Here is a 25,953-nt window from a genome sequence, read left to right as displayed (position 1 = left end):
AGCGGGCGCACCACGTCGCCCGTGGAGAGGACCACCCCCGTGTCCAAGCGCCGCCCCCGTGCCTCTGGCAGGTCCACCCCCGGCAGGTCCGCCGCCGCGCGCCCCAAGGCGCCGCTGTGGAGCAAGCTGGTGCTGACGTTCGGCGCCGTGCTGATGATGATCGCCGGAACCAGCATCGTCATGCTGCGTTCGGTCGTCGGCACGCTCGAGGACGCCGTCGACCTGGCCGGCGCGGACGTCCTGGCCGGCCCGTCGGGGCAGGCCGCTCCGGATGCGAAGGCGCTCAAGGGCGCCTTCGACGTGCTGCTGCTCGGTATCGACACGCGCCCCGGGCAGAAAGCCGACGATGCCCGCTCCGACACGATCATCATCGTGCACGTGTCGGGCACGCATCAGGAGGCGTACCTGATGTCGGTGCCGCGCGACGTGCGGGTGGAGATTCCCGGCAAGGGCCACCGCAAGATCAATGGCGCCTTCCAGGCCGGTCTCGGGCCGCAGGGCGACTGGAAGGGCGGCCTGAAGACCGCCACGCAGGCGATCGGCAAGCTCACCGGCATCACCTTCGAGGCCGCGGCGGTCATCGACTTCAACGGCTTTAATAAGATCATCACGGCCCTGGGCAGCGTACGGATGTGCGTCGACGACGACACGAAGTCCATTCACCACTACGTCGTCAACGGCAAGCCGAAGTACATCGGCGGCATTGCGGACAACAAAGAGGCCGACCGGTACGCCGGGCGCACCGGCAACCAGCGCTTCGTGCACAAGAAGGGCTGCCGGAACATGCGAGCCTGGGAGGCGCTGGACTTCGCCCGCCAGCGCTACCTGCCCGACGGCTCCACCGACTACGGCCGCCAGCGCCACCAGCAGCAGCTCATCCAGGCCATCGTGGCCAAGGCGACGTCGGCCGGCGTGCTCACCGACATCGGCAAGGTGAACAACCTGATCCGTGCCGCCGGGGAGTCGATGCTGCTGAGCCTGCCCCAGGGCATGGAAGTGATCGACTTCTTCTTCGCCCTGCAGGACCTCGCCGCAGCGGATCTGGTGTCGCTGAAGACGAACGCCGGCTGGTACAACGGCTACGAGATCAACGGTGAGTCGTTCGAGGACCTCAACGAAGAGTCCAAGCTGATGTTCAAGGCCGCCACACTCGACAAGCTGGGCGAGTTCATCGCGCTCTACCCGAACTTCGTCAACAGGAAGGCCTAGCGGCAGCCGGTGGCGTCGGGGACCGCGTCAGTTCAAGTTGATGACGTCGTAGTCGTCGAGGTCGGCGCGCACCGCACCCGGCTCCAGGGTCGCCAGGGACGCCCCGTGTCGGCGGGTCTGGGTGACCGCGTGGGCGAGCGGCAGCGGCAGGCGCCGGCCGAGTTCGGCTACGTCGAGCAGGTCGTCTGCCAGCATGGGCAGGATCAGCGTGTACACGTCGTCGGTGAGCAGCCGGGTCAGGCGCTTGCGCTCGTCTTCGTCGACGATGCGATAGGTCTCGGCGAAGACGGGCGCGGGAATGCCGACCGTGCCGCCGTTCTCGGCGACCACCGTGATGAGCTCGCCGACCGCGAGGGCGTCCAGGCGGGCGTAGGCGGCCAGCGCGCTGCTGTCGAGCACGACGTGGATGTTCATGCGCCCTGCTCGCGCCCGGCGGCCCGGCGGGCGTCGTGCTCGGCCAGACGTGTACGCATGCGCTCGATGCCGTCGCTGCTGAGCTGGTAGCCGGCGTCGGCCAGCAGGCGCCGGGTGGCGGCGAGGCGTTCTTCGTGGCGCATCCGGTCGCGGATCGCGGTGGTGACGTATTGGGAGACGTTCGGTTCCCGTTCGAGCCGCTCGGCGACCTCGTCGGGGACGTTGACCGTGACACGTCGGCTCATAACTTCATGCTACATCCTCATACCCTGTGGCGAGTCCGTCAGACGTGCCAGCCAGGGCGCGTGCGCGGTGCCGAAGGGCTCGCGTGCCACGGTCACGGCGTCCAGCAGGTGGTCGGCGGTACGCCGGGCTCCGGCGACGACGTCGGCGGGGTACCCGTAGCGGACCTGGTGCTCGGCGAAATCGTCCTCGTCGAGCAGTTCGACCGTGCCGGTGTCGCGGCGGCGCACCACGTCGAGGTCGAGGTCGACGACGGTCACCAGGCCGGTGCCGGTCCACACCGGACGGGCGGCGACGTCGACGTAGAGCGCGGTGCGATGTGGCGGGGCGTGGAAGTTCGCGACCCAGTCGCCCATCTGCGGTACCAGCATCACATGGGCGGCCTTCGGGAAGTACGGGGCCAGCGTGCCGCGCCGCCACGCGGTGTGCCGCGTTCCGCCCAGCCAGGTCCCGTGCCCGTCGTCGCCGAGCCGGCGCAGCGTGGTGTGCCAGCGCAGCGAGCCGTCGTACTTGCGGAAGTCCACGCGCACGTCGGCGGGCCCCGGACGCAGGTCCTTCTCCAGCCGGTGCGCGACCGGCATACCGTCGTCGACGGGCCGGTATCCGGCGGAGATGTACAGACCCAATGCCTCGGGCTGGCGGTCGCCGGTGCTCAGCCGCAGCCGCGTGTAGCCGAACTCCCGGGCGGTGTCCTCCAGCTCGACCAGCAGCGAGCGGCCGACCTGGCGGCCCCGGGCGGCCTCGCGCAGGAACACCCATTTGATCTCGCCGGTGTGCTCGTCGAGTCCGCGCAGGCCGCCGCAGCCGACGGGCTGCTCGCCGTCGTAGACCACGAACCAGGCCGCGCCCGGTGCGTCCAGCACCGGCAGTTCGTCGGTGACCGTGTCGGCGCTGAAGTCCTGTTCCGGGTAACGCCGGGCCAGCTCGGCCACGAACTCGCGGCGCAGCTCGCGGGACTCGGCGCTGCCGGTGTGGTGCCGCTGGATCCGCAGTGTGCTCGGCACGTGCTCCGCCTCCTCGTCCGGCCCGGTGCGCGCCGCCTGCCCGTGCCGCACCCGCGGCATGAACGGTACGTCGCGCACCGGGGCGCGGTCACTGCTCGGTGGCCCGCACCGCTGCGGTGACATGGGCCGTGGCGCTCGCCAGCGGGATGCGTTCGGTGTGGCCGGTGGCCCGGTCGGTGAACTCGACGGTGCCGTCGGCCAGGCCGCGGGCGCTGACCGTGATCCGGTACGGGATGCCGATCAGCTCGATGTCGCTGAACTTCACCCCGGGCCGCTCGGCCCGGTCGTCGAGCAGCACGTCCATGCGCTGTCCGCGCAGCCCGGAGTACAGCGACTCCGCGGCTGCGACGACCTCGTCGGCGTCGCCCAGCACCGCGATCGCGACGTCGAACGGCGCGACCGCGACCGGCCACACGATGCCCTTGTCGTCGTGGTGCGTCTCGACGATCGCGGCCAGGGCACGCTCCACGCCGATGCCGTAGCTGCCCATGACCGGGTTGACCCGCTCGCCGTCCGCGCCGAGCACGGTGACGCCGAGGGTCTCGGTGTAGCGGCGGCCCAGCTTGAAGATGTGCCCGATCTCGACGGTGCGCAGCACGTCCAGGGGCTGCTCGCAGCGGGGGCAGGGTTCGCCGGCGCCGACTTCGCGCAGGTCGGCCCAGCGGTCCACGGCGATGTCGCGGGCGACGTCGACGCCGCGCAGGTGCACGCCGTCGCGGTTGGCGCCCGTGGTCATGTCACGGCGGCCGGTCAGCGCGAGATCGGCGACGATCGGCAGGCCGGTGACGCCGACGCCGCCGAGGCTGCCCGGCAGCGCGCCGAGCGCCTCACGGATCTCCTCCGGATGGGCGGGGCGCACGTTCACCGCGGCGAGGGTGTCGATGAGCTTCTGCTCGACCAGCGCGTGGTCGCCGCGCATGAGGACCAGGGTGAGCTGGTCGTCGACGACGTACACCAGGGTCTTGACCTGGCGGTCGGCGGTGACGCCGAAGCCGGTGACCAGGTCTTCGATGGTGCGGACGTCGGGGGTGTCGAACGCCTCGGGTGCGGACGAGCCGTCGCCGTCGGCGGCCGCGGGCAGGTGCGAGGTGGCCTTCTCGACGTTCGCGGCGTATCCGCAGGTGCAGTGCACGACGATGTCCTCACCGGCGGCGGTCGGGGACATGAACTCGATCGAGTCGGTGCCGCCCATGATGCCGCTGGAGGCCTCGACCGGGATGGCCGGGATGCCGAGCCGGCCGAAGATCCGCGTGTACGCCTCGTGGTGCAGGTCGAAGGAGCGGTCCAGCCCCGCGGCGTCGACGTCGAAGCTGTAGGAGTCCTTCATGGTGAACTCGCGGACCCGGATCAGGCCGCTCTTGGGGCGGGGCTCGTCGCGGAACTTCGTCTGGAACTGGTACCAGCGCTGGGGCAGGTCGCGGTAGGAGCGCAGCTCCTGGGCGACGGTCGTGAAGATCTCCTCGTGGGTCATGCCCAGGGCGAGGTCGGCGCCCTTGCGGTCGGTCAGCCGGAACATCTCCGCGCCGATCTTGTCCCAGCGGCCGCTCTTCTGCCAGACCTCGGCCGGCTGCATGGTGGGCAGCAGGAACTCCTGCGCGCCGATGCGCGACATCTCCTCGCGGATCACGTCGATGATCTTCGTGCGGACCCGCACGGCCAGCGGCAGCAGGCTGTAGTGGCCCGCCATCAGCTGGCGGATGTAGCCCGCGCGCAGGAGCAGCCGGTGGCTGACGGCATCCGCCCCTGCCGGGTCCTGGCGGAGGGTCGGGACGTAGAGCTCTGACCAGCGCATGACACGTACACCTGCACTCTCTGCCGTCGGAACCGGCGACCTGTCCGCCGGGCGATCCGCCGATCCTATGAGCAGCGGGTATGCGGCACGAGCGGATTACGGCGTGGCGCGGTCCTGCATCTCCCAGGCGTGGTCGAGCACGTGCCAGGCGATGCGCCGCGCCGCGTACGCGGGGGGCCAGCCGCCGCGCGGCGGCGGCGTGCCGTCCGACGGGCTCGCCAGCACGTCCAGGATGTCCGTGCGCAGGGCTGCGACGGCCGCGGTGTCGCCGGTGGCGGGCGCGGGGTGCTTGACCCCGATCCTGCGGGCGTACGACGTCTCGGCGCCGATCACATGGTCGATCATCTTGTCCCGGTCGCGTCCGCCGCCGCGTGGACCTTTGCGCAGCTCGGCCGGGGTCACCGCGGCGACCTCGGCGAAGACGTCCCAGGCGGCCTGCACGAGCGCGGCCTGCCGCTGCGCGGTCTCGTGGTCGCGGGGTGCGAAGTCGGCGCTCGCGGGCTGCTCTGGCGCGCCGAAGTCGGTGGTCGAGCCGCCCTTGACCCGTTCCACGACCCGCACGTCACCGGGCTCGAACGGGATCTTCGCGTGCTCGGCGACCACCGCGTAGCGCTCGGTGTAGGAGGTCAGCGCGGCGAGGGCGCGCTCCGCGTCGCGGCCGGAGCGGCACCAGCCGGGCCACTCCAGCGCGCACGCGAAGATCCGTTTTGAGCCGAGCTCGAGGTATACCGACGTCACATAGACATCCTGGCATGTCCGATCGGTCAGGCGAGGATGTCGTACCGGACAGTCGTCACGCCGCTGCCCAGGTTGGCGATCTCGGCGAAGGCGGCCCGGGACAGGTCCAGGCAGCGCCCGGCGATGTACGGGCCGCGGTCGTTGATGCGCACCACGACGGACTTGCCGTTGGCGACGTTGGTCACGCGGACCCGGGTGTCGAACTTCAGCGACTTGTGCGCCGCGGTCAGCGCGTCCGGGTCGAAGGTCTCGCCGTTGGCGGTGCCCTGCGGTTCGTCGTAGAAGGACGCCTTGCAGGTGCCGGAGTCGAGCACCGCGGGGGTGCCGGTCGGACTCGGCGCGGAGGCGTTGCGGTTGCCGCGCGACGGGCGCTGCGGGGCCTCTCGGCGGGCCGCGGCGTCGGTGACCTTCGGTGACGGCGGCGACGCGGTGGACTCTCCGGCGGTCGCGGTGGCATCGGTGTGCTGGGGTTCGGCGGCCACTTCGGCGGCGATCAGACCGCCTCCGACCAGGACGGCCGTGGCGACGGTGGCGGTGGCGAACGGGGCGAGCTTGCGACGGGGCTTACGGGGCAGTGAATGTCGGCCGGGCAAGGCGCTGACCTTCCGTAGGCAACAGGGTCGGGCGCCGGCCGCGTGTTCGGGCCGACCGGGGCCGAACCGACCGTATCGAGGCCCACACATGCCATGTCAAAAGGATCGTGAACATTGGGATGATTTGCCCCACAAGGTTCGCCCGATCGAACGACACCGCCCCCGCGAGCCTGGCGCTCGCGGGGGCGGTGTCGTCACCCGACGGTCACGGCCGGACGGGCCGGTCCGTCCACTTGCTCTCGTCGCCGTGCGCGCCCTCGACGATCCGCACCGAGCGCGCGTACGCCACCAGCGCGTCACGGCCCAGCGGCGAGCGGATCTCCAGCGCGAAGCCGTCCACGCCATGCAGGGTCACGAAACCGTCCTCGACCACCGCCGGATGGCCGTCCACCTGCTCGTTCACCGAGCCGGGCTTGTCCTGCGGGGTTGCGACCGAGTCCGCTGTCACCTCGGTCGACAGGTCCGGCGGGAACCGCAGCGGGTCGGTGTTGTCGGCCCGGCCGAACACCAGGCCCGCCCGGACGAACGGGGTGCCGTTGTCGTGGGTGCCCCGGTAGACGTTGGTGCGGGTCAGCCGGGAGCACTCCGGTGTGCCCGCGACCGTGAACGGCATCGTCACCGCCGCCCCGCGGCCGATCGTCAGCGCGTCCGCGACCTGCCGGGCCTTGTCCCGTAGCCCGGCCATGGCCTCGGCCGACGGCTGCACGCCGATCTCCTGTGTGTTGTCGCCGACCGCGACGAACGCCCAGCCGCCGTCCGCCCACTGCCAGCCCAGGCGGGCGACGTCCGACTGGTAGTGGCCCTGCCGTCCCGGCAGCCAGACGGCGGGCCTGCCGCCGACCTCTCCCGCGCTCTCGGCACCGGTCAGGTCGACCGGGGCGAGCTCGCGGGCCAGCGGCGGGCCGAAGAACGGCTTGCCGCCCGCCGCGAACACAAGCACCTCGGTGAAGAAGCGTTCGGCCGTGTCGTAGAGGAACACCTGCTGCCAGTACCGGGCGGTGGTGGCGTCCAGCACGTGCATGCCGGACACGCTGCTGACGTCCACCCAGTGTCGCAGGATCTCGAACTCGGTCGGCGCCTGCCCGGCCGCGGGTGGCGAGGCCGCCGCCGACGGTGTCGGTTCGGGACTCGGGCAGGGTGGTGGCGGAGGTCCCAGGGTGACCCCGGGGCTCGCACCCAGCTGCGCCGGTCCGCTGCCTCCGGCGAACCAGGCGGGCACCGCCGCGCTGCCCGCGAGCAGCAGTGCCAGCGCGCCGGCCGCGCCCGCGGCCCGCATCCGGCGCTGCCTGCGGCCGGTGCGCACCGCGCGCGCCACGTCCACGCCGGAGGCCGGCAGCGGGTCCTCCCGGAACGCGCCCAGCACATCCTCGTCCATCATCGGACCGCTCCCTTCGCTGTGGTCGCCGAGGCGACGGGCTGCTCGCCGAGCAGCCGCCGCAGGGTGGCCAGGCCGTCGGAGGTCTGGCTCTTCACCGTCCCCGGCGAGACCTGGAGGATCTCTGCGACCTCGTCGACCGAGCGGTCGGTGAGGAAGCGGAGCACCACTGCGGCACGCTGCCGCGGCGGCATCTGTCCGAGTGCCACCTGCAGGTCAAGCCTGGTGTCGACGTCCGCGCCGGTCGCCGCCCGTTCCGTGCCCGCCTCCGGGGCGAGACTGACCCGGCTCCAGGCCAGGCGGCGGTCGTCCAGGAAGGTCCGCACCAGGATCGTGTGCAGGTACGCGTCGAGGTTGCGGGCCTGGCTCGCCTGCCGCCATTTCACGAACAGCCTGGTGATGGCCTGCTGCACCAGGTCGTCGCCCCGATGCGGGTCGCCTGCCAGCTGCGCGGCGATCCGCCGCAGCGCGGGCAGGCGGGCGGTCACGTACGCGACGTACTCCCGCTCCTGTTCCCCGTTCATCACACCTCCGGTAGTCGCACTCACCCGGTCGACGGGTGCCGCGACGGCTCCGGTTGGGCGGACCGCGAGACTAAGCGGTCGAGACCGCCGAGAACCTTCCGGGTGCGCCGTTCGACGCGGCGACCCCCGGATGGCCCTGATGCTGCCGGCCGACCCGGTCCCCGGTTGCGCCGACGTCCGGCGCGGGATGCGCCCCGGTGGACGGCTCGCCGCCACCGTCCTTCGGGACGGCCGGGCGGACCCGTGGCTACCACTGGCCGTGCCGGGTGCCGCGACGTCGGCTAGCCGCCGCAGTCTGCGACGGCTGCCTGCTGGAACTCCTGCGCCCCCGCGAATGAGCTGTCATAGCGGCCGTCGCCGACGTGAGTCCTGGTCAGGATGGGCCGCGCCGGATCCGTCGTGCGCAATTCGGCGATGGTGAACGGGAAGCTGGTGACCCGGCGTTCGCCCGTGCTGTCCCACGCCCGCACTTCGTAGCTCTTCTCGTCTTCCAGGGCGGGCATCGGACCGTCGGCCCGCCATACCGGGCCGGGTTCGGCGAGCGGGATCTCGGCGTAGTTCGCGGCCGGTGCATCGCCTGCCCGCGTGAGCTGCAGTAGGGGATCGCCGACGCTGCCGTCGGAGTGCACCGCATACAGGGCGATCTTCGTGGGCGCGCCGAAACTCTCACACCAGGCGAGGACGGCCACCAGGCGGCCGGCATCATCGAGGCGGACACCGCCGGTTCCGGCAACCTCCGGACCGCAGCCCGCCAGCAGCGCCAGCACTATCGGCGCGATCGACATCCATCGTCGCCTCATGACGCGATCCTACGAAGCCGACGCCACCCTGATGCGGGTCGCTGCCAGGTGCGCGGCGATTCGCCGCAGCGTGGGCAGGCGGAGGAGCCGGCGGGTCAGCCGCCGCGGCGCTCGCGTACCCGCGCGGCGATCTGCCTGGACAGCACGGACAGCCCGGTGGCGATGATGACGGCGTTGAACAGCATCTGCAGGCACAGCAGACCGCGCGCCGCCTGACCCTGTGCGTGCACGTCGCCGAACCCGACCGTGGCCAGCGTGGAGATCGCGAAGTAGAGCGCGTCTATGCGGGTGTTCAGGTCGACGAACTGGCCCGGTGCGTTGATCGCGACGAGGTAGTCGGCGAGCGCGAAGAACAGCACCCCGGCGACCAGGGCGGTGAGCAGTCCGGTCAGCGGGGCCTCCGCCGCGTCGATCTGGCGGCTGACCTGGCGCAGGATGAGCGCCACCGCGACGGTCAGCCCGATGAGCGTCGCGATGGTCCGGGCGAGCAGCGACCAGGTGCCGTGGCCGATGTCGGTGGGTATGACGAAGTACACGGCCAGCAGCAAGGCACTGTTGATCAGGGCCTGCGCGAGCGGGTGCAGACGAACGACCGACATGTCGGTATTGTCGCCGACGGCGTGCCGTTCCCGGGCCGCGCCGCGACGGGGCGCGCCGACGACACGACTGGGCGGTCAGCCCGCGGCGACCCGGAAGCCGATGTTGCCCGCGGAGCTGTCGGGGGTGTTCGAGGAGCGGGCCGCGATGCGGTAGCGGTTGCAGTACGACGCGTGGCACATGTGCGAGCCGCCGCGCATGACCCGCGCCGTGCCGTCGGCGGGCCCGGCGGGGTCGACGCGGGGTCCGGTGACGTGGAAGTCGACGCTGAACCAGTCCGCGCACCACTCCCACACGTTGCCGGCGACGTTGTAGAGGCCGTACCCGTTGGGGCGGTAGGACTTCACGGGGGCGGTGCCGAGGTGGCCGTCGGCGGCGGTGTTGCGGGTCGGGAACTCGCCCTGCCAGATGTTGCACAGGTGCCGTCCGGCCGGGGTCAGCTCGTCGCCCCACGGGTAGCGGGCCTGCTCCAGGCCGCCGCGGGCGGCGTACTCCCATTCGGCTTCGGTCGGCAGCCGGGTGCCGGACCAGTCGCAGTAGGCCGATGCGTCGTGCCAGGACACGTGCACCACGGGATGGTTCTGCAGCCTGCCGACGTCGGAGCCGGGTCCGTGCGGGTGCCGCCAGTCGGCGCCGGGCACCGCCGCCCACCAGGGCGCGGCCTGGACCCGCTGCGCCTGCCGGGCGTGCTGTGGCGGCAGGAATCCCTCGAACACGAACGAGAAGCCGAACCGCTCGGCGTCGGTGACGTGCCCGGTGGCCTTCACGAACGTGGCGAACTGGGCGTTGGTGACCGTGGTCGGGTCGATGCGGAACGGGCCGAGCTTGATCTCGCGTACCGGGCCCTCTCCGTCGGCGGGGAATCCTTCGGCGTCGTCGGTGCCCATCAGGAACCTGCCGCCGGGCAGGGCGACGGTGCGCGATGCGGCCCGTGACAGCGTGCCGATGCCGTCGGCGGTGCGCAGGCGGGGCCGGTGCCCGGCAGGCGGACCGGCCGCGCCGGTGTGCGCAGGGGCCGAGCCGGGCGTGGCATCGGCCACGCTGTGCGGAACGGCAGTGGTGCCCGCGTCGCCCGCGGGTGGCGCGGCAAGCGTGAGCAGGGCAGGTCCCCCGCTGCCCGCAGCGGGCGCGCAGCAGGCGGGAGGGTGCGCGGCCATGGGCGCTCCTTCCTGGTGCCCGGCGGCGGGACATGCCCCGCCGCCGGGCGGGCCGGTCGGTCAGGGTGCGGTGCTGCCGGAGCTGACGCGGTCGGCGGCCAGCTGCGCCGCCAGGGGGGGATGCCCAGCGCCTGCTCCTGGGCCGGGGTGGCGTTGTGGAGCTTGTTCACCAGCTGGTGCGGGTCGTTGACCAGGTCGTAGTACTCGCGGAACAGGACCGCGCCCGAGCCCGTGGGCAGGCCGTTGGCGTCGGTGTGCAGTTGGTAGTACTCGGTGTACTGCTTGTTCGCGCCGACGTAGGAGGCCCAGGTGAGGGGGCCGCCCGCGCCGGTGCCGTGTTTGAAGAACTCTGTCAGCACGCGGGTGCGCCGGTGCGGGCCGAGCAGCGAGTGCCCGTCCTGCGGGTACTGCGCGTCCGGGGTGATCCCGGCCGCGTCGAGGATGGTCGGCGCGATGTCGATGTTGGCCGCGAGCCGGTTGTCGTCGGTTCCGGTGTCCAGGCCGCCGGCCGGCCAGGATACGAAGAAAGGCACCTCGATGACGGGGGTGTAGGGCACCGACTTCTTGGTCCAGCCGTGGTCGGCCCAGGCGAAGCCGTTGTCGGCGATGAAGAACACCAGGGTGTTGTCGAGCTGGCCGAGGGCTTCGAGCTTGTCGTGCACCGCCTGCACGGCGTCGTCGACGGACAGCAGGGTGCGCAGCTGGTTGGTGCGGATGTTGCGGCCGTCGGCCAGGGTGCCGGTGGCGTCCTGGACGAAGCTGGGCTTGTCGCTGCGGTCGGCCTCGGGCACCGACGGGCGGCCGCTCCAGGCGGGCACCTCGGTGTCGGCGTACTTGCCTTCGGGGGTGTTCGGGCCGTGGGAGGCGTACGGGGCGAGGTAGAGGAACCAGGGGCGGGTGTCGGCGGCGCTGCGGTCCAGGAAGCTCAGCGCCCGGTTCTTCACCACGGTGGTGGTGTAGTTGTTGATCGTCTGCACGGTCCCGTCGACGTTCCAGGTGCCGTTGTTGAAGGTCGGCGGGGCGAGCACGGCGAACTCGTCGAAGTGGGGCGGGTTGTCGTCGACGTCCCAGCCGTTGAGGTACTTGCCGTACAGGCCGGTGCGGTAGCCGGCCTGCTGCAGGTAGCGCTGCACGGTGGAGTGGTGGTTGAGGTTCGCGCTGTGCTGGTTGCCGCGTACGCCGTGGTTGTGCGCGTACTGGCCGGTGAAGATCGAGGACCGGCCCGGCGAGCACAGCGGCGTGGTCGCGTGTCCGCGGGTGAACTCGACGCCGTTGCCGGTCAGCCAGGCCCGGGTCTTGGGCAGCGCCCAGCCGGTCCCCTTCGGATGGTCGTCGGTGACGATCACGAGGATGTTCGGCCTGGTGTCGGCGGCCTGCGCGGCGGTCGCGGGCCAGCCGGCGGCCGCGGTCGCGCCCGCCGCGGCGGATGCCGCGAGGAACGTGCGCCGCTTGAGCGAGGGGGTGGTCTCGGACATGGGCCTTCCTTTCGTACGCGCACGGCAGCGTCACGCCGCGCAGCATGGGGTGCCCGGCGCGCAGCCGGTCGGTGGGGGAGCGGGCGGCGGTGGCGGTGCCACGCGGCCGCGGTGCGCAGTGCGGGCGTTCAGCCGCCGACGGGCGGCCTGAGCGCGCAGGTCAGCGCAGACAGAGGGAACTCGCCTGCCGTCGCAGATCGACGTGCCGGCGGGCCGTGAACAAGGGCCTGCGCTCCATGTGACTGAGCCTAGAAAGCGCCCTCGACGATCTCAAGAAACTAAATATTTCGTCATAGGAAACCGTGTTAACGGCTTGCGCCGAGCAGGGCGCCGTCGGCTGTCAGCGGCGCCGGGAGGAGGCGTCGATCTCGGCGTTGGCCTTGGCGACGCGGTCGGCGATCACCGCACCCACCATGGCGAGCGCGACGAGGTAGAGGCAGTGCAGCAGGGGGCTGGGCAGCGACAGCAGTGCTCCCAGCGGCGAACCGGTGAGGTCGAAGGGCTGCCGGTCCGGGTGCAGCACGCCCTCGTCGTCGGTCATCGCGCTGGTCACGATCCAGCTCAGCGCCAGGTTCACCGCGATGTTGACGACCAGGGCGAGCACGGGCACGAGCACCGGCTGCCGCAGCTTCAGCAGCCAGGCCGCCACTGCCGCCGCGACCATGGCGACGGCCGGGACCAGCACGTCGTGCGCCGCGTCGAATCCGGCCGGAGCGTCGCCGAGCAGGAGGCCGACCAGGCCGGCGACCAGAAAGGAGGCGACACCGACCAGCGCACCACGGCCCAGGACCCGAAGCATGACGAACACCCTCCCCGCTCAGGTGATCAACGACGGGTCATCATCGCCGATCGGCCGTGGTGCGGCAAGAGCCGGTCGTCCTCGCGCCCGGCCCGGCTCGCTCCGCGTGGCCGCCGGCCGGGCTCATGCCCCGACGGCGGCATGTCCGGCCGTGCGGGCCAGGGTGAGCACCTCCTCGACGCTCCACTGGTCGTCGGCGTGCGTGCCGTACTTGGCGGCCAGGACGGTGCCGTCCGGTCCGATGAGCAGGTCCGCGGGCAGTCCGAGGCGGCCGCCGGCCGGGTTCGCCGCGGGCAGGTGGGCCTTGCGGCTCGGCAGGAGCAGGAGGGCTGTCGCCACCGAGCGCACGATCCCGGGCCAGGCGCGCGGATCGAGCAGCGCCCGCGCCCCGGCCTCGACGCCGAATGTGCGGTACCACCGCTTGTCCTCGTCGGCGATGACCGCGAAGGGCAGGTCGCTCACGTGCTCGCGGAGCTCGTCGGCTCCGGAGTGGAAGAACACGATCTCGCGGACACCCGCCTCGGTGAGCCGGTCCGCGGCGCGGACGAAGGTCCGTAGGTGCAGGTGGCAGATCGGGCAGCCGGCGAAGCGCCGGAACTGCAGGTGGACGAGGCGGTCCGGGTCCGGTGATCGCGCCGGTTCGCCGGTGACGGTGGTGAGGTTGAGGGAGGGTGCCCGGTCGCCTGCTGTCAGCTTGGCCATGAGTACGCCCTTCGTAAGAGTACAACGTACGCCTACGAAGCTATAAGCGTATCTTGTACGCTGTCAAGCCGTGCCCCGCAGGCGATCCCTCACCACCGACCAGCTCGCCGCCGCCGCCCTGGCGGTGGTCGACCGCGACGGCCTCGCCGCGCTGACGATGCGTACGGTGGCGCAGGAGCTGAACATGGGCACGATGTCGCTCTACCGTTACGTCAGCGACCGGGAGCAGCTCGAGCGGCTGGTCGTGGAGCTGGTACTGGGCGGCGTCGACTTCACCGTGCCCGACCTGCCCACCTGGCAGGAGTGCGTCGCCGAGATCTGCGAACGCATCCGGCTGGCGGTGCAGGCGCACCCGGCCGTGGTGCCGCTGCTGCTGCTGCACCGGCACGCCTCGCCGGGTGTACGCCGCAGCGGGGAGGCGCTGCTGGGCATCATGGCGCGGGCGGGATTCTCCGGCGAGCGGCGCGTCATCGCGTTCCGGGCGCTGCTGGCCTACCTGGTCGGTGCGCTGCAGGCCGAAGGGCTGGGGCCGCTGTCCGGACCCGGCACCGAAGCACTCGCCGCGCTCGGCGAGCAGTACCCGTACCTGGCCGAGACGGCGGTGACGGCGCGAAACGTGTCACCGCAGCGTGAGTTCGGCGAGGGCCTGGCCCTCGTGCTCCGAGGTCTCACCCCCTGACCTGCCTCCGGGTTCCCGTTCGCCGCCGGCAGGCGGCCCCGCGCGGGAGCGGCGGGCATCAGGCTGCGCCTGTGCCGGCTCCGTCCTCGGCGGGGAGCAGGCCGTCCAGCAGCAGGTGCAGGCCGCCGTCGAGGGCGTCCTTGGCCTGGCGGACCGGGTCGTAGTGCGTGGTGGACGACGAGCCGGCCAGTGCCGTCGAGCGCGGGAAGCGCTGCGCGAAGTCGGGTGCCAGCCGGGCCAGCAGCGCGGAGCGTTCGGTCCACCACTGCTGGTCGGAGGTGCCGGTCGCGGACGCGGCGGCCCGGCCCTCGGCGGCGGTCTGCGCGGCGCCGCGCACGAGGTGGAACAGCGCGCTGACGGTGGGCCGCAGCTTGCGTGGCGGCAGGTCGGCCGCGTGCAGGACGGCCAGCAGTGATTCGAGGACCGCCTGCTCGTGCGGGCCGAGCACCGGCCGGGCGTAGGACACCTGCAGCAGCCACGGGTGGCGCAGGTAGCAGTCCCACAGGTCGTCGGCCCAGGCCAGCACCGCGGGCCGGATGCCGCCGTCGACCCGGTATGCGTCCGGCAGGCCCGCGTGAGCCTGGTCGTACATCAGGTCGACCAGCTCGCGCTTGCTCGGCACGTAGGTGTAGAGCGCCATCGCCGAGGTGCCCAGCCGCTCGCCGACGGCGCGCATCGACAGCCGCTCCATCCCGACGGTGTCGGCGAGCCTGATGGCGGCCTCGATGATCGTGTCGACGGTCAGGCCCTGCTTCGGGCCGGGTGCGGTGCGCCCGGCCCGGCCTGCGGTCGCCTGCTCGGCGGCGGCCTCGGGGGAGTGCGCCCGCCACAGCAGAGCCATGGTCCGGGCCGGGTCGCCCTGGCCGCCGTACAACGTCATGTGACAACTCCGTACGCCGTAAGCTAATGTCGTTCGGGGATCACTTTACAGCATACGGAGATGATGATGGCGAGCGTGGCGCTGCACGACGGCAGCATGATCGAATTCGAGGTGCACGGCGACGGACCCGTCGTGCTCCTGCCGGTCGACCCCAGCCCGGCGCAGGGCGCCAAGGCCGAGGCGATGCGCGCCTGGGGCGCCGACCCGGCACTCGGTCAGTCCCTGATCAGCGGGTTGAGCGACCGGTTCCGGGTCGTCGCGGTCGACTACGAGGGCCACGTGATGGCACACCCCAAACCCGACACCCTCACCCCCGGCAACGCCGCCCGCGACCTGCTGGCCGTCGCCGATGCGGCCGGCGCCGGCCGGTTCGCCTACTACGGCTACTCCTGGCTCGGCCTGCTCGGCCAGCAGCTCGCACTGCGCACCGACCGGCTGTCCGCGCTGGTCATGGGCGGCTACCCGCCGGTCGGCGGCCCGTACGCGGCGATGCTGGCGGTGACCACCGCCTCCCACGCGGCATCCCTGGCCGCCGTGGAGAACCCGCCCGCGCCCACCGAGACCGTGCCCGGCGACTGGTCGACCGTCTCGGTCACCACGACCGTCGACCAGACCAGGCAGTTCGTCACGCTCTACGAGGCGCTGCGCGACTTCGACGACCGCGCCGCCCAGCCGTCGCTGACCTGCCCACGGCTGTGCATCGTCGGCTCCGCCGACACCATCGAGTACGGCGAGCAGTGGGGCGGTGTCACCGTCGACATCGCCGGACCCGTGCAACGCGGACGGGCCGCACTCGAAACCCTCGGCTGGGACGTCGCCGTCCTCGACGGACTGGACCACATGCAGGCGATGCAGGCCGCGGCCGTGCTGCCGGTGCTGCGCCCCTGGCTGGAGTCCCACCGCTGAGACCGAGCCGCCAGGACCGTACCGGTCCGCCGCGCAATGGCGCCGATCAGCTCGCCTTCGCCCGCCGCGGCCGCCCGGCGAGCAGGCACAGCACCGCGGTGACCAGGTACAGCACGATGACCGCAAGCCAGCTCTGCCGGTGCTCGGTCAGCTGGCTGGGCAGCATCGGATGCGCCAGCCCGTCCGGGTCCTCCACCACCGTCACGGATTCGCCGACGCGGTAGGCGTTCTCGTCGACGGTGAGCTCACCGCCGACGGCGCGCCCGGAGTGCGCGGCCATCGCGTAGTGGTAGCGGTCGGCCGACCCGCCGCTCTCCCGCAGCGACATGACCTGCGCCTCCACCTGCCCGCCGCGCAGCTGCAGCAGGCTCGGCCCGGTCTCGCGCAGCACGATCACCACGAACAGGAAGCCGATCACCGCGGCCACGGCGGTCCACACCGGACGAAACCCGGACAGCGCGAACCAGCTCGCGGCCAAGCCTGCGGCCAGGATCAGCCCGACCGCCAGCCCGCGGTGCTCGGCGGGCAGCAGCGCGGAGCCCGCGAGCCCCGCCGCCAGCGCGGCCACGGTGATGACGAGGAACAGCCGAAGGCCGCGGAGCTGGCGGGGATGCATCGCGCGGAAGGGGTTTCGCATGGCGATGAGGGTAAGGCCCGCGGCAGCGGCCCGTGCCCCGGCCGGACGTGCAGTCTCCGACCAGCCGGTATGCGATGAAGGAGGCTCCCCGGCGTGCGGGCGGCCCCCTTCAGCCGGCGACGACGGCTCAGACGGTGTACTCGCGGCGCCGACGCGACGTCACCAGCAGGACCGCACCCAGACCGACCATGGCGACCCCGGCCAGCGCGACCCCGGCCAGCGGGGCACCGGTGCGCGGCAGCGAGCCGGCACCCGGCGACGTGGTCGCCGAAACCGACGGCGAGCCGTGCGAGGGGCTGCTCTGCGCCGAGCCGTCGACCTGCGCCGCCGGTGAAGCGCCCGCCTCGGCGGAGGGCGACGTGCCGGCCTGCGGCGGAGGCGACAGGCTCGGCGCGGGGGACTCCTGCAGCACGACGTGGTAGGGAGCGTCCTGCCTGTCGGCGGCCACCGCGGGGGCCGCGGCGAAGCCGATGATGCCGGTGGCCAGCACAGCGCCCGCGGTGATCGCGATGCGCTCGCGCTTTTTCATCTTCGCTCCGAGGGTCGGTCAGCATCGTGCATGGTGATCCTGCCCGGTCGGCGGCCTGTTCTGATCCCGTCGGCGGTCCGTCTTCACGGCCCGTCAGGTCGCCTTGTCGCGCCGTTTGGGCAGCTCAAGCGCCATACAGGTCGGCCGCAGGTTGACCCGGGCTCGTACTATCCGCGCATGCGACGGGCGGAAATCGACACCGTACGGGTGCTCTGGCAGGAATTGCCCGGTGACTTCACGGCCACGCTGGCGTTCGCGGTGGGCGCCCGCGACGAAGACGTCGACCAGCTCGGCATCACCCACCTGGCCACCCGGCACCTGCTGCTGAGCCTGCTCGCGGAGCCCGACGAGACGGCGGGCCTGCTGGAGACGTCCTTCACCCTGTCGGGAGACCCGGACCAGGTCGCCGAGGACCTCGACGACCTCGCCACGCTCGTCGCGAACCCCGACCTCGGCGGCCTCGTGCTGACCGCACGGCAGCTCGACACCGCCGACCGGGCGACCGAGCTGGACCTCGACGTCGACGACGCGGTGCGCGACCCGTGGGGCTCGCTGCTGGCGCGCCGCCTCGGCCCGACCGGGCCCGGCCTGCTGCGCTGGCCCGTCGTCGACCCGCGTCGCCTGACCGCAGACGAGGTCCGCGCCCACCTGGCCCGCTGGTTCACCGCCGGCAACGCCGTACTCACCTGCACCGGCCCGCCCCCGGCCGGGCTGCGCCTGCCGCTGCCCGCCGGGCCGCGCGCCGCCCACGCGACATGCCCGGTACGCGGCACCGCAGGACCGGCCTGGTATGCCGACGAAGTGGTCGCACCCGGCATCGCCGTCGGCGCCACCGCCGGCCCGCACGCGTTCCTGCTGCTCCGGGTGCTCGGCACGCGGGTCGACGCGGCGCTGGAACAGGCCGCGGTGAAAGCCTGGTCCACCGAGTGGTCCACCCCGGTCGGCGACGACCGCCTGGAACTGGGCCTGAGCCTGCACCTACGGGGCAAGACCAGGCAGCGCGACAGCGCGACCGCGGCGCGGATCCTGTGGCAGGAACTGCGGCGGCTGGCCACCGAGGAGCCCGCGCCTGCCGAGCTGGACGCCGTCGTCACCCGCTACACCCGGCCACCGGCCGAGGACCCGCAACTGCGCGGGCAGCTGGATCGCCTCGGCGTGCTCGCCGCGGCCGAGCAAGCGCACGCCCAGGCTCCGCTGGCCGACGCCGGGCACCGGGAGCTGTTCGACGTGTACGACGAGTTCGGTGAGGCCCAGGTGGCCGCCGCGGCCCGGCTCGCTCCGGCGGACGTGCGGGCCGCGGCGGCGTCATGGCTGCCGTCGGCGCTGCTGGTGGTCCCGATCGGCGTGGACGCGGCGCTCGACGGCATGACCCGGACCGGCTGCCCGGTCGGCTCGTTCACCCCGCAGGGCGAGCTGCTGCGGCCGTCGCTGGCCCGGCGGCTGCGCGGCGCCAAGGACGGGCTCGTGCTCGGCCACGACGCCTGCCACCTCGTCGCGGCCGACGGCACGGTGCACACCTTCCCGATGGACGACGTCATGCTGGTCCAGCGGCGGGGCGAGACGCTGCTCGGCAATCTGCGCCACGGCTGCCTGGTCGACGTCAGCGGATTCACCGGGGTCGACAAGCTGGTCACCTGGGTGCCGCCGCGCCGCCACCGGATCGCGTACGACTAGCGCAGCCGCAGGTCAGACCGGAGCCGAACCTTTCGGGGACAGCGAGGCGGCCCGCCGCGTGGCAGTCTGGCGCGATGGTGCCGGACGGGGCGCCGCCGCGCCGCAGCAGGGTACGGGCCGTGGCGGGCGGTGTGATGTGGTCTCTCGCCGTGATCCTGCTGGTCGCGGCCGCCGCGATCATCCGGGGCCCGGGACTGTGGGTGGTGCTGCTCGATCGCGGCACGGCGATCGCGATGGTGCTGATCTGGCTGTCGGGCCTGCTGCTGGCCGCCGCTGGGCCGGTGTTCGGGTTTCGTTCCGGGCGAGCGCGCGGAGTCGCCTACGGGACCGCCGCCGTCGTGACGCTCGGCGCGACCTGCCTCTGGTTCATCGGCGCGCAGTTGGACGAGTTCAGTGCGCGGGGCAGGCCGACGCAGGTTGTCGCGGTCTCCGTGGACGGCCGGTTCGAACTGGTCAGCCGCGAGGGCCTTTTTTCCGACCGGGACGTGCTGTGGCTGCGTTCGAGGTCGGGGCTGTTCAGCCGGGAATCGGCCGACGACCTCGGCTGCTTCGCCGAACACGACGGCGACAGCTACGACGATCCGGTGGATTGGGTCGGGTTCACCGCTCCCGACCAGGTGACGATCCGGCTTCGCGACGGCAGGTCAGGGGCTGTCGACTTCGACGGTCCGACACTCACGGTGACCAGCCGGCAGGGCGGCTGCGTGCTGCCCGCGCCGGTGCCCGGACGTTGATTCTGTCCTGATCGGTCGGTGGTTGTATTCGCGTGCACAGTATTCATCCACGGGTCATCGGGGTGGGTTTACCTCTTCGTGACCGGCCAGTAGGGTCATCCTCCTAAACCCCCAGGAGGAAACCGATGCGTCGCACTTTGCGCGCCGCTGTTGTGCTTGCCGTGCTGGCCGGAATCACCGCGGCGTCACCCGCCGCCCTGGCCGCGCCGACCGACCTGCTCATTTCCGAGTACGTCGAGGGCAGCTCCAACAACAAGGCATTGGAGTTCTACAACGGCACCGGCTCGGCCGTGGATCTGGCCGCCGGGCAATACGTCGTGCAGTTCTATTTCAACGGCGCGACCACCGCCGGTGGCACCATCGCGCTGACCGGCACGGTCGCCGACGGTGACGTCTTCGTGCTGGCCCACGCCAGCGCCAACGCCGCGATCCTGGCCCAGGCCGACCAGACCAGCGCCGCCAGCTTCTACAACGGCGACGACGCGATCGTGCTGCGCAAGGGCGGCGCATCCGGGACGGTAGTGGACTCGCTCGGGCAGACCGGGGTCGACCCCGGCACCGAATGGGGCACCGGCCTCAACAGCACCGCCGACAACACGATCCGCCGCGACGCGGCCGTGTCGCTCGGCGACACCGAGCCCGGCGACGCGTTCGACCCGGCGACCGGCTGGGTCGGCTACGCCACCGACACCGTCGACGGCCTCGGCGCACACAGCTCCGGCGGCGGACCCGTCGACGCTCCCGCAACCCTGACCTGCGGCGGCGCGCTCACCGTCGGCCAGGGCGAAGCGGGCACCCGCGCGGTCACCGCCACCGACGCCGACGACACGATCGTCGACCTCGCCGTCACGAACATCGCCCCGGCCCCGGCCGCAGGCTCGATCACCCGCACCGCGTTCACCCCGGCCGCCACCGCGGGCGGCACCGCCACCGCGACGGTCACCGCCGACGCGAGCCTGCCGTCCGGGGCGTACACGGTCACCATGACCGCGACCGACCTCGACGGCACCACCTCGACGTGCGGGTTCACCGTCACCGTCAACCGGGTGCTGACCGTCGGCGAGGTACAGGGCCCGACCACCGACGCCGAGAACGGCGTGACCGACCGCTCGCCGCTGGCCCCGGCCTCGGGCACCAGCGGCCTGGTCGACGTGCAGGGCGTGATCACCCAGCGCACCCTGGCACGCACCTCCGCCGGCGCCGCGCAGTACGGCTTCTTCCTGCAGTCGCGCACCGGCGCCACGGACGGCGACCCGACCAGCTCCGACGGCGTCTTCGTATTCATGGGCGGCTTCACGTCGCTGCTCGGCGGCTACGTGCCGACCGTCGGCGACGAGGTGGTGCTGCGGGCACGGGTCTCGGAGTACTTCTTCATGACCCAGCTGTCCTCGGCGTCGCTGGTCCGCCTGATCGGGTCCGGGGTCACCGACACCGCCGTCACGAACGCCACGCCGCCGCAGGACCTGGCCGCGGCGAACCGGTTCTGGGAGCGCCACGAGGGCGAGCAGTTGCGGGTGCGGGCCGGCAGTGTCGCGGCCAGCGGCCGTGACGTGTTCGCCTCGACCGCCGACTCCGAGGTGTACGTCCTCGACGTCGACGACGCGCTGCTGGACCGGACCGACCCGCTGACCCGGCGGGTCTACCGTGACGCGCACCCGATGGACAACGACACGACGCACGTGTTCGACGACGGCAACGGCACCCGGATCATGCTGGGCACCACCGGTGTGAAGTGGGCCGCGCAGGACATGGCGGCGCTGCTGCCGCCGGCGCACACGTTCGACGTGCTGGCCGCGGACGCGGTCGGCGGTCTGAACTTCTCGTTCGACAAGTACGGCATCCAGGTCGCGTCGGCCGACTTCGGCGCGGGTGCGGACCCGTCGGCGAACAGCGCGCCGGCGCCGATCAACCGCGACCGTGAGCTGGCGATCGCGACGTACAACGTGGAGAACCTGTACGACTTCCGCGACGACCCGTTCGACGGCTGCGACTACCTGGGCAACTCCGGCTGCCCCGGCGTTTCGCCGCCGTTCGACTACGTGCCGCTCAACGAGGCCGACTACCAGGCGCACCTGGGTGCGCTGGCGTCTCAGATCGCCGGTGACCTGCACGCCCCCGACCTGCTGCTGGTGCAGGAGGCCGAGGACCAGGACATCTGCTCCGTCACCGCGGGTGCGCTGGTCTGCGGCGAGGTGAACAACGCCGACGGAAAGCCGGACACGCTGCAGGAGCTGGCTCTTGCGGTCGCGGCGGCGGGCGGTCCGGCCTACGACGCGGCGTACGACCGTGACGGCTCGGACGTGCGCGGCATCGTCGCCGGGTTCCTGTACCGCACGGACCGGCTCACCCTGGCCGCCCCGTCGGCGGTGCTGACGGCGACGCCGGGCGTCGAGTTCCGGTCGGCGGCGCTGGGCTACAACGCCGACGTGCAGAACCCGAAGTCGCTCAACGCGGTGCTGCCCGCCGACGTGGACAGGTCCACCGGCGTGGACGGGTCGAACGTGTTCACCCGTGCCCCGCAGGTGGCCCGGTTCACCGTCGCGGCGCAGCCGGGCGGCACCGAGTCCTACGAGCTGTGGGCGGTTTCGAACCACTACTCGTCGACCCCGCAGGCGCGGGTCGGTCAGCGTACCGAGCAGGCCCGTTACGGTGCGGCGATCGTCGCCGCGATCGAGGCGGCGTCCCCGCACGCCCGCGTGGTGTACGGCGGTGACCTGAACGTGTTCCCGCGTCCGGACGACCCGATCGCCATGTCCGACAGCGACATCCCGTCGGACCAGCTCAAGCCGCTGTACGAGCTGGGCCTGCACAACCTGTGGTCCGACCTGGCCGCGCAGGTTCCCGGCAGCGCCTATTCGTACGTCTTCCAGGGCCAGGCGCAGACGCTGGACCACCTGTTCGTCAACGACGAGCTCTACGGTGACCTGGTGCGGATCCGGGCGGCGCACATCAACGCCGACTGGCCCGCCGACCACGACGGTGACGGCGCCCGCGGTGCCAGCGACCACGACCCGCAGGTGGCCGTGTTCCGTACCCGTGCTTCGCTGCGGGTGTCGGACGCGACCGCCGTCGAGGGGCAGCCGCTGGCGTTCACGGTGACGCTGTCGCGGCCGCTGTCCCAGGATCTGAGCGTGTGCGGTGCGACCGTGCCGGACACTGCCAGACTCCTGCTGGACTTCACGCCGTACCTGGGTTGCCGGACCATCCCGGCGGGCCAGGTGTCGGTGTCGTTCCCGGTCGAGACCAGGACGGACAAGGTGACCGAGCCGGCTGAGAAGCTGTGGCTCGGTGTCGTGGCCGATCCGCGGGTCGTCGACCTGGCCGACATCACCGGCCAGGGCACGATCACAGGCTAGCGGTGGGGCACGTGGGGCCGGGTGCGCGTATAGCGCCCCGGCCCCACGTCGTATCCGGCCGCGCACGGGTCGGACAGGATCGACCGCGAGCCCTACGATCGCGTTCATGCGAAAGCTGATCGCGGGTGCACTGGCCGGTGCCGGGTTGTTCCTGGTCATGGTGGTGGATACGCTGCTGCCGGGCGGGCCGCGTATCCCGATGGGTGTGGTGATCGTGCCGTTCGCCCTGACCTTCGTCTGCTTTATCGGGGTGATGAAAGCCGTCAACGGCAGCTACTTCGGGCACCTGCCGATGGCGAAGTTCTGGCCGTTGCTGCGGGTGCTGCCACCGGCGGTCAAGATCGGCGGTGCGCTGCTGCTGGTCCTGGCGGTGGTCAACTACTTCCTGTCGAGCACCGGCGTGACCGACGAGGCGGACTTCCAGCGCGGGTTCGCAGGCAACGGCGTGTGGATCAGCGTGGGTGCGGCGATCCTGGGGTACGGCGCGGTGCGGCTCGAGCAGATTCCCGCCGACGCGAGGCCGGCGCATTCTGCGTCGGCGGGGCGGTGGTGGACGTTCGGCATCGCGGCCCTGGGCTTGGCATTGGCCGCGTCCGTGCTGTTGGTTCCCCACGTGTCCGCCAATCGCGCGGTTCATGAGGAGTTGCGGACGCGCTTTCAGGCCAGCGCCTGGGTGTCGCACCTGCTCGCCGCGGACACCTCGCACGGTTCCTTCCGCGTCTATCTGGACAGCGCAGACCCGGCGGTGCAGACCGGGGCCTGCGACTCGCTGCGGCAGTACGGTGCCGAGCTTGGCCGCGCCGCCGACCTCTACCTCTTCGACGGCTGGCACGAGCCGAGCCGGCTGCGCTCCTGCTGACGCTGAGCGCGTCTGTTCCGCCGGGCGGTTCGCCGCCCGGCGGAACGTCATCTCGCGCGTGCCGCCGCGCTCGCTACTCGTAATAGGAGATGTTGGCCTCCCGGACCTGCGCCTTCGGCGGAGCCTTGATCTGCATCTTGGTGCCGTGGCCGCTGAACTCCGTCGTTATGTGCAGCGGCGGGCCCTTGGGGTCGACTTCGACGGTGATCGAGGTGATCCAGCCGCGGTCGGTCGTGGCAGTGAAGTCCGCGAACAGGACGCCCAACGTGAAGATGGTCGGTGCGCCCACCGGGATGAAGTGCTTGACGTGGTTCTTCTCGGGGTTGAACCGGCCCGCGTAGGCGTTCGGGCCCGTCCTGCGCACGGACCCGATCGATGAGCTGAACCTGGCCAGGCCGGCAGGGTCGCTCATGTCGAAGTACACGAGGCTGTCCTGGCTCATGCGGCTCAGGTCCAGGTGTACCCACAATTTGTCGTCCAGGTCCCGCAGGTAGTTGTGCTCGCCCGTCACGATTCGATGGGTGGCCGACGGACTCGCCGTGCCATTGACCGTGACCTTGACTTCGAACAGTCGTGCTGCCGGATCATGTGCGCCCGTGGCCTGGACGTCGGCCCCCTCGGGCAGATCGCCCCGCACCGTGTACCGGTAGGCGGCGCGGTGGGTGCGTTGCAGCGCCTGCAGGAAGTCCTCCCGCGCCTGGTCGGGGGTCGGCGAGGGCACGGCCGTGCTCGGCCAGGCCGTCGGGTCGGGTGCCTCGCCGCCGCCGCACCCGCCGGCGGCGAGGAGGGTACCGATGAGACTGATTCTGAGCAGGGCGTTGCCGTTTGTCGCCATGTGAACCCCCGTGGTCTTCGACCGCTCGCGCCCGAAGGAGCCACAATAGTCGATCAAGCAAGCGGCGTCGGAAGCTCTTCCTGGAAGGAGATCTCCGACCCGCTCAAGCTATGTGGACGGGCGGGCACGACGCGTCTGATGGACGAAGCCCGCCTCGGTGTGGACGGGCTTCGTCACAGGTCGGGTGCAGGTGCGGTGGAACGCGGTCAGATCCTCCGTGATGCGGGTCGTCAGCGCAGGCCGGCGAGCGCGGCCTCGGCGTTCTCTCTGGTCACGCCGCAACGGGTGAGCAGGTCGACGGTGTCGCCCTCGGCCAGGTCGAGGATGCCGAGCAGCAGGTGTTCGGTGCCGATGTGCTCGTCGCCGAGGCGCAGGGCCTCGCGGTGAGTGAGTTCGAGGGCCTTCTTGCCCTGGGGCGCGAACGGCACAGGGGCCGTGCCCGGGGTGTCGGTGGCGGGGAAACGCTCCGCCAGTGCGGTGCGTACCGCTTCGACGGCGCCGGTGGCCTCGATCGCCCGCGTGCCAAGGCTGCCGGGGTTGCGCAGCATCGCCGATACCAGGTGCTGCGGGCCGATGTGCTCGTGCCCGGCGGCGATGGCCTCCTGCTGGGCGAACACCAGGACCTGCCGGGCGTGGTCGTCGTAGCGGGCGAAGGTCCGCAGGTCGGACTCGGAGGCGTCGGACTCCCTGGGCACGAAGCGTTTCTGGGCGGCCTGTTTGGTGACGCCCATGCTCTGGCCGATGTCGGTCCAGGACGCGCCGGAGTGGCGGGCCCGGTCGACGAAGTGGCCGATGAGATGGTCGGCGAGTTCGCCGAGGTGCTGGCCCAGTACGACGGCGTCGCTGAGCTGCTGGAGCGTGTCGCCGTCGGGGTGGCGCTTTTTGATGACGTCGATGAGGTCGTCGAGTCGTGGTGTCTCAGCCATGCGTCAACCCTAGGTTGACGCGGCTGGGATCGTCAACCCTAGGTTGACGATCCCCGGGTGTGGGGCCGGTACACGGCGCATCCGTTCTGGAATAAGAGCAAGCCACGACCCGTCGAAGCGGACCGCCGGTTGATGGCGTGCGCCATGCTTGGCGCAGCTTCTCCCGGGGTATCACAGGGCCGACGACCGGAGGATTGATCATGACCGAGGTGCACGTGTCGCTCGACGGCGACGATCTCAACGCGGTGGAGCGCAAACTCCAGGAACCGCTGGAAGCGCAGCTGACCTCCGCGCTCGAACAGGCCGCCAACCGCGTCGCCGAGCAGTACGACGGGCAGAGCGAGGACGAGGTCACCGGCTGGATCCTCCGGGAGACCCGGGAGGGCCTGCACCCGGACATCGCCGAAGGCTTCGAGCCCGATCCGGAGCAGCTGCGCCGGGTCGCCCAGGCCGTCATCCGTGGGGAGCGCTTCGCCTGACCCGGCCCGGTCGACGGTCCGCCGCCCTGCCGATCGT

General features: G+C 71.8%; 28 protein-coding genes. 8 read left to right on the top strand and 20 right to left on the bottom strand.

Annotation, left to right across the window (positions count from 1 at the left end; all coding sequences use genetic code 11):
* Window positions 1-21 precede the first annotated feature (21 nt).
* On the top strand, window positions 22-1,209 hold the full coding sequence (locus FLL47_RS00985) for an LCP family protein (protein ID WP_186315505.1): 1,188 nt from the start codon (window positions 22-24) through the stop codon (window positions 1,207-1,209).
* A gap of 27 nt (window positions 1,210-1,236) precedes the next feature.
* Here FLL47_RS00985 and FLL47_RS00980 read toward each other — a convergent pair whose 3' ends face one another.
* The 15 genes from FLL47_RS00980 to FLL47_RS00915 form a co-directional block, all read right to left on the bottom strand.
* The gene (locus FLL47_RS00980; protein WP_144118474.1) at window positions 1,237-1,623 is read right to left on the bottom strand and encodes a hypothetical protein; all 387 of its coding nucleotides are present in this window, start codon (window positions 1,621-1,623) and stop codon (window positions 1,237-1,239) included.
* Window positions 1,620-1,868: a hypothetical protein gene (locus tag FLL47_RS00975; protein ID WP_144118473.1), complete on the bottom strand. Its 249-nt coding sequence runs from the start codon at window positions 1,866-1,868 to the stop codon at window positions 1,620-1,622. The genes FLL47_RS00980 and FLL47_RS00975 overlap by 4 nt, the downstream gene beginning before the upstream one ends.
* A 9-nt stretch (window positions 1,869-1,877) precedes the next feature.
* Window positions 1,878-2,948, bottom strand: a complete 1,071-nt coding sequence (locus tag FLL47_RS00970; RefSeq protein WP_144118472.1) for a GNAT family N-acetyltransferase — start codon at window positions 2,946-2,948, stop codon at window positions 1,878-1,880.
* A 10-nt stretch (window positions 2,949-2,958) separates the two neighbouring features.
* A complete protein-coding gene (locus FLL47_RS00965) occupies window positions 2,959-4,662 on the bottom strand; it encodes a proline--tRNA ligase (protein ID WP_144118471.1) in 1,704 nt (567 codons plus the stop codon).
* Between the two features lie 96 nt (window positions 4,663-4,758).
* The gene (locus FLL47_RS00960) at window positions 4,759-5,400 is read right to left on the bottom strand and encodes a DinB family protein (RefSeq protein WP_144118470.1); all 642 of its coding nucleotides are present in this window, start codon (window positions 5,398-5,400) and stop codon (window positions 4,759-4,761) included.
* 26 nt (window positions 5,401-5,426) lie between these two features.
* Complete coding sequence (locus FLL47_RS00955; RefSeq protein WP_246157417.1) at window positions 5,427-5,993, bottom strand: septal ring lytic transglycosylase RlpA family protein; 567 nt, start codon at window positions 5,991-5,993, stop codon at window positions 5,427-5,429.
* 205 nt (window positions 5,994-6,198) lie between these two features.
* The gene (locus FLL47_RS00950; RefSeq protein ID WP_144118468.1) at window positions 6,199-7,371 is read right to left on the bottom strand and encodes a hypothetical protein; all 1,173 of its coding nucleotides are present in this window, start codon (window positions 7,369-7,371) and stop codon (window positions 6,199-6,201) included.
* A complete protein-coding gene (locus tag FLL47_RS00945; protein ID WP_144118467.1) occupies window positions 7,368-7,892 on the bottom strand; it encodes a SigE family RNA polymerase sigma factor in 525 nt (174 codons plus the stop codon). Before FLL47_RS00945 ends, FLL47_RS00950 begins: the two co-directional genes overlap by 4 nt.
* A 281-nt stretch (window positions 7,893-8,173) precedes the next feature.
* Window positions 8,174-8,677, bottom strand: a complete 504-nt coding sequence (locus tag FLL47_RS00940; protein WP_144118466.1) for a hypothetical protein — start codon at window positions 8,675-8,677, stop codon at window positions 8,174-8,176.
* A 110-nt stretch (window positions 8,678-8,787) separates the two neighbouring features.
* Window positions 8,788-9,291, bottom strand: coding sequence for a potassium channel family protein (locus FLL47_RS00935; protein WP_144118465.1), 504 nt, complete (start codon window positions 9,289-9,291; stop codon window positions 8,788-8,790).
* Window positions 9,292-9,366: 75 nt separating this feature from the next.
* On the bottom strand, window positions 9,367-10,176 hold the full coding sequence (locus tag FLL47_RS00930) for a formylglycine-generating enzyme family protein (RefSeq protein ID WP_246157416.1): 810 nt from the start codon (window positions 10,174-10,176) through the stop codon (window positions 9,367-9,369).
* Window positions 10,176-11,921: a sulfatase family protein gene (locus tag FLL47_RS43845; RefSeq protein WP_246157415.1), complete on the bottom strand. Its 1,746-nt coding sequence runs from the start codon at window positions 11,919-11,921 to the stop codon at window positions 10,176-10,178. The genes FLL47_RS00930 and FLL47_RS43845 overlap by 1 nt, the downstream gene beginning before the upstream one ends.
* A 160-nt stretch (window positions 11,922-12,081) precedes the next feature.
* Window positions 12,082-12,159 (bottom strand): putative leader peptide, encoded by a 78-nt coding sequence (locus tag FLL47_RS45090; protein ID WP_407924605.1) that lies wholly within the window; start codon window positions 12,157-12,159, stop codon window positions 12,082-12,084.
* Between the two features lie 102 nt (window positions 12,160-12,261).
* On the bottom strand, window positions 12,262-12,720 hold the full coding sequence (locus FLL47_RS00920; RefSeq protein ID WP_144118463.1) for a hypothetical protein: 459 nt from the start codon (window positions 12,718-12,720) through the stop codon (window positions 12,262-12,264).
* A 123-nt stretch (window positions 12,721-12,843) separates the two neighbouring features.
* The gene (locus tag FLL47_RS00915; RefSeq protein WP_144118462.1) at window positions 12,844-13,422 is read right to left on the bottom strand and encodes a peroxiredoxin-like family protein; all 579 of its coding nucleotides are present in this window, start codon (window positions 13,420-13,422) and stop codon (window positions 12,844-12,846) included.
* A gap of 70 nt (window positions 13,423-13,492) precedes the next feature.
* Between FLL47_RS00915 and FLL47_RS00910 the strand changes: the two genes are divergently transcribed.
* The gene (locus FLL47_RS00910) at window positions 13,493-14,101 is read left to right on the top strand and encodes a TetR/AcrR family transcriptional regulator C-terminal domain-containing protein (RefSeq protein ID WP_144118461.1); all 609 of its coding nucleotides are present in this window, start codon (window positions 13,493-13,495) and stop codon (window positions 14,099-14,101) included.
* 58 nt (window positions 14,102-14,159) lie between these two features.
* On the opposite strand, the gene FLL47_RS00905 is transcribed toward FLL47_RS00910, so the two are convergent.
* A complete protein-coding gene (locus FLL47_RS00905) occupies window positions 14,160-14,981 on the bottom strand; it encodes a TetR/AcrR family transcriptional regulator (protein ID WP_144118460.1) in 822 nt (273 codons plus the stop codon).
* A gap of 60 nt (window positions 14,982-15,041) precedes the next feature.
* On the opposite strand from FLL47_RS00905, the gene FLL47_RS00900 reads away from it, so the two are divergent.
* Window positions 15,042-15,887: an alpha/beta fold hydrolase gene (locus FLL47_RS00900; RefSeq protein WP_246157414.1), complete on the top strand. Its 846-nt coding sequence runs from the start codon at window positions 15,042-15,044 to the stop codon at window positions 15,885-15,887.
* A 46-nt stretch (window positions 15,888-15,933) separates the two neighbouring features.
* On the opposite strand, the gene FLL47_RS00895 is transcribed toward FLL47_RS00900, so the two are convergent.
* Together FLL47_RS00895 and FLL47_RS00890 are read right to left on the bottom strand one after the other, a co-directional pair.
* Entirely contained in the window at window positions 15,934-16,524 is a 591-nt protein-coding gene (locus FLL47_RS00895; protein ID WP_144118459.1) for a hypothetical protein, read from the bottom strand.
* A gap of 127 nt (window positions 16,525-16,651) precedes the next feature.
* On the bottom strand, window positions 16,652-17,053 hold the full coding sequence (locus FLL47_RS00890; RefSeq protein ID WP_144118458.1) for an LPXTG cell wall anchor domain-containing protein: 402 nt from the start codon (window positions 17,051-17,053) through the stop codon (window positions 16,652-16,654).
* A gap of 177 nt (window positions 17,054-17,230) precedes the next feature.
* Here FLL47_RS00890 and FLL47_RS00885 point away from each other — a divergent pair, with 177 nt between their 5' ends.
* The 4 genes from FLL47_RS00885 (at window position 17,231) to FLL47_RS00870 (ending at window position 23,676) form a co-directional block, all read left to right on the top strand.
* On the top strand, window positions 17,231-18,727 hold the full coding sequence (locus tag FLL47_RS00885) for a peptidase M16 family protein (RefSeq protein ID WP_144118457.1): 1,497 nt from the start codon (window positions 17,231-17,233) through the stop codon (window positions 18,725-18,727).
* Between the two features lie 74 nt (window positions 18,728-18,801).
* Window positions 18,802-19,461 carry a hypothetical protein gene (locus FLL47_RS00880; RefSeq protein ID WP_144118456.1) on the top strand — a complete coding sequence of 220 codons (660 nt, stop codon included), beginning with the start codon at window positions 18,802-18,804 and terminating at the stop codon, window positions 19,459-19,461.
* A 125-nt stretch (window positions 19,462-19,586) separates the two neighbouring features.
* A complete protein-coding gene (locus FLL47_RS00875; protein ID WP_144118455.1) occupies window positions 19,587-22,817 on the top strand; it encodes a lamin tail domain-containing protein in 3,231 nt (1,076 codons plus the stop codon).
* A 106-nt stretch (window positions 22,818-22,923) separates the two neighbouring features.
* Window positions 22,924-23,676, top strand: coding sequence for a hypothetical protein (locus FLL47_RS00870; RefSeq protein WP_144118454.1), 753 nt, complete (start codon window positions 22,924-22,926; stop codon window positions 23,674-23,676).
* 73 nt (window positions 23,677-23,749) lie between these two features.
* On the opposite strand, the gene FLL47_RS00865 is transcribed toward FLL47_RS00870, so the two are convergent.
* Together FLL47_RS00865 and FLL47_RS00860 are read right to left on the bottom strand one after the other, a co-directional pair.
* A complete protein-coding gene (locus FLL47_RS00865; RefSeq protein ID WP_144118453.1) occupies window positions 23,750-24,511 on the bottom strand; it encodes a hypothetical protein in 762 nt (253 codons plus the stop codon).
* 230 nt (window positions 24,512-24,741) lie between these two features.
* Window positions 24,742-25,437 carry a Clp protease N-terminal domain-containing protein gene (locus FLL47_RS00860; protein WP_144118452.1) on the bottom strand — a complete coding sequence of 232 codons (696 nt, stop codon included), beginning with the start codon at window positions 25,435-25,437 and terminating at the stop codon, window positions 24,742-24,744.
* 200 nt (window positions 25,438-25,637) lie between these two features.
* Here FLL47_RS00860 and FLL47_RS00855 point away from each other — a divergent pair, with 200 nt between their 5' ends.
* Window positions 25,638-25,916: a hypothetical protein gene (locus FLL47_RS00855; RefSeq protein ID WP_144118451.1), complete on the top strand. Its 279-nt coding sequence runs from the start codon at window positions 25,638-25,640 to the stop codon at window positions 25,914-25,916.
* Window positions 25,917-25,953 lie beyond the last annotated feature (37 nt).

It is taken from the genome of Catellatospora sichuanensis (assembly GCF_007483665.1).
Taxonomy (GTDB): Bacteria; Actinomycetota; Actinomycetes; order Mycobacteriales; family Micromonosporaceae; genus Catellatospora; species Catellatospora sichuanensis.
The sequence above is the reverse complement of the archived record's forward strand: the minus strand, read 5'-3'. Positions and strand labels throughout refer to the sequence as shown.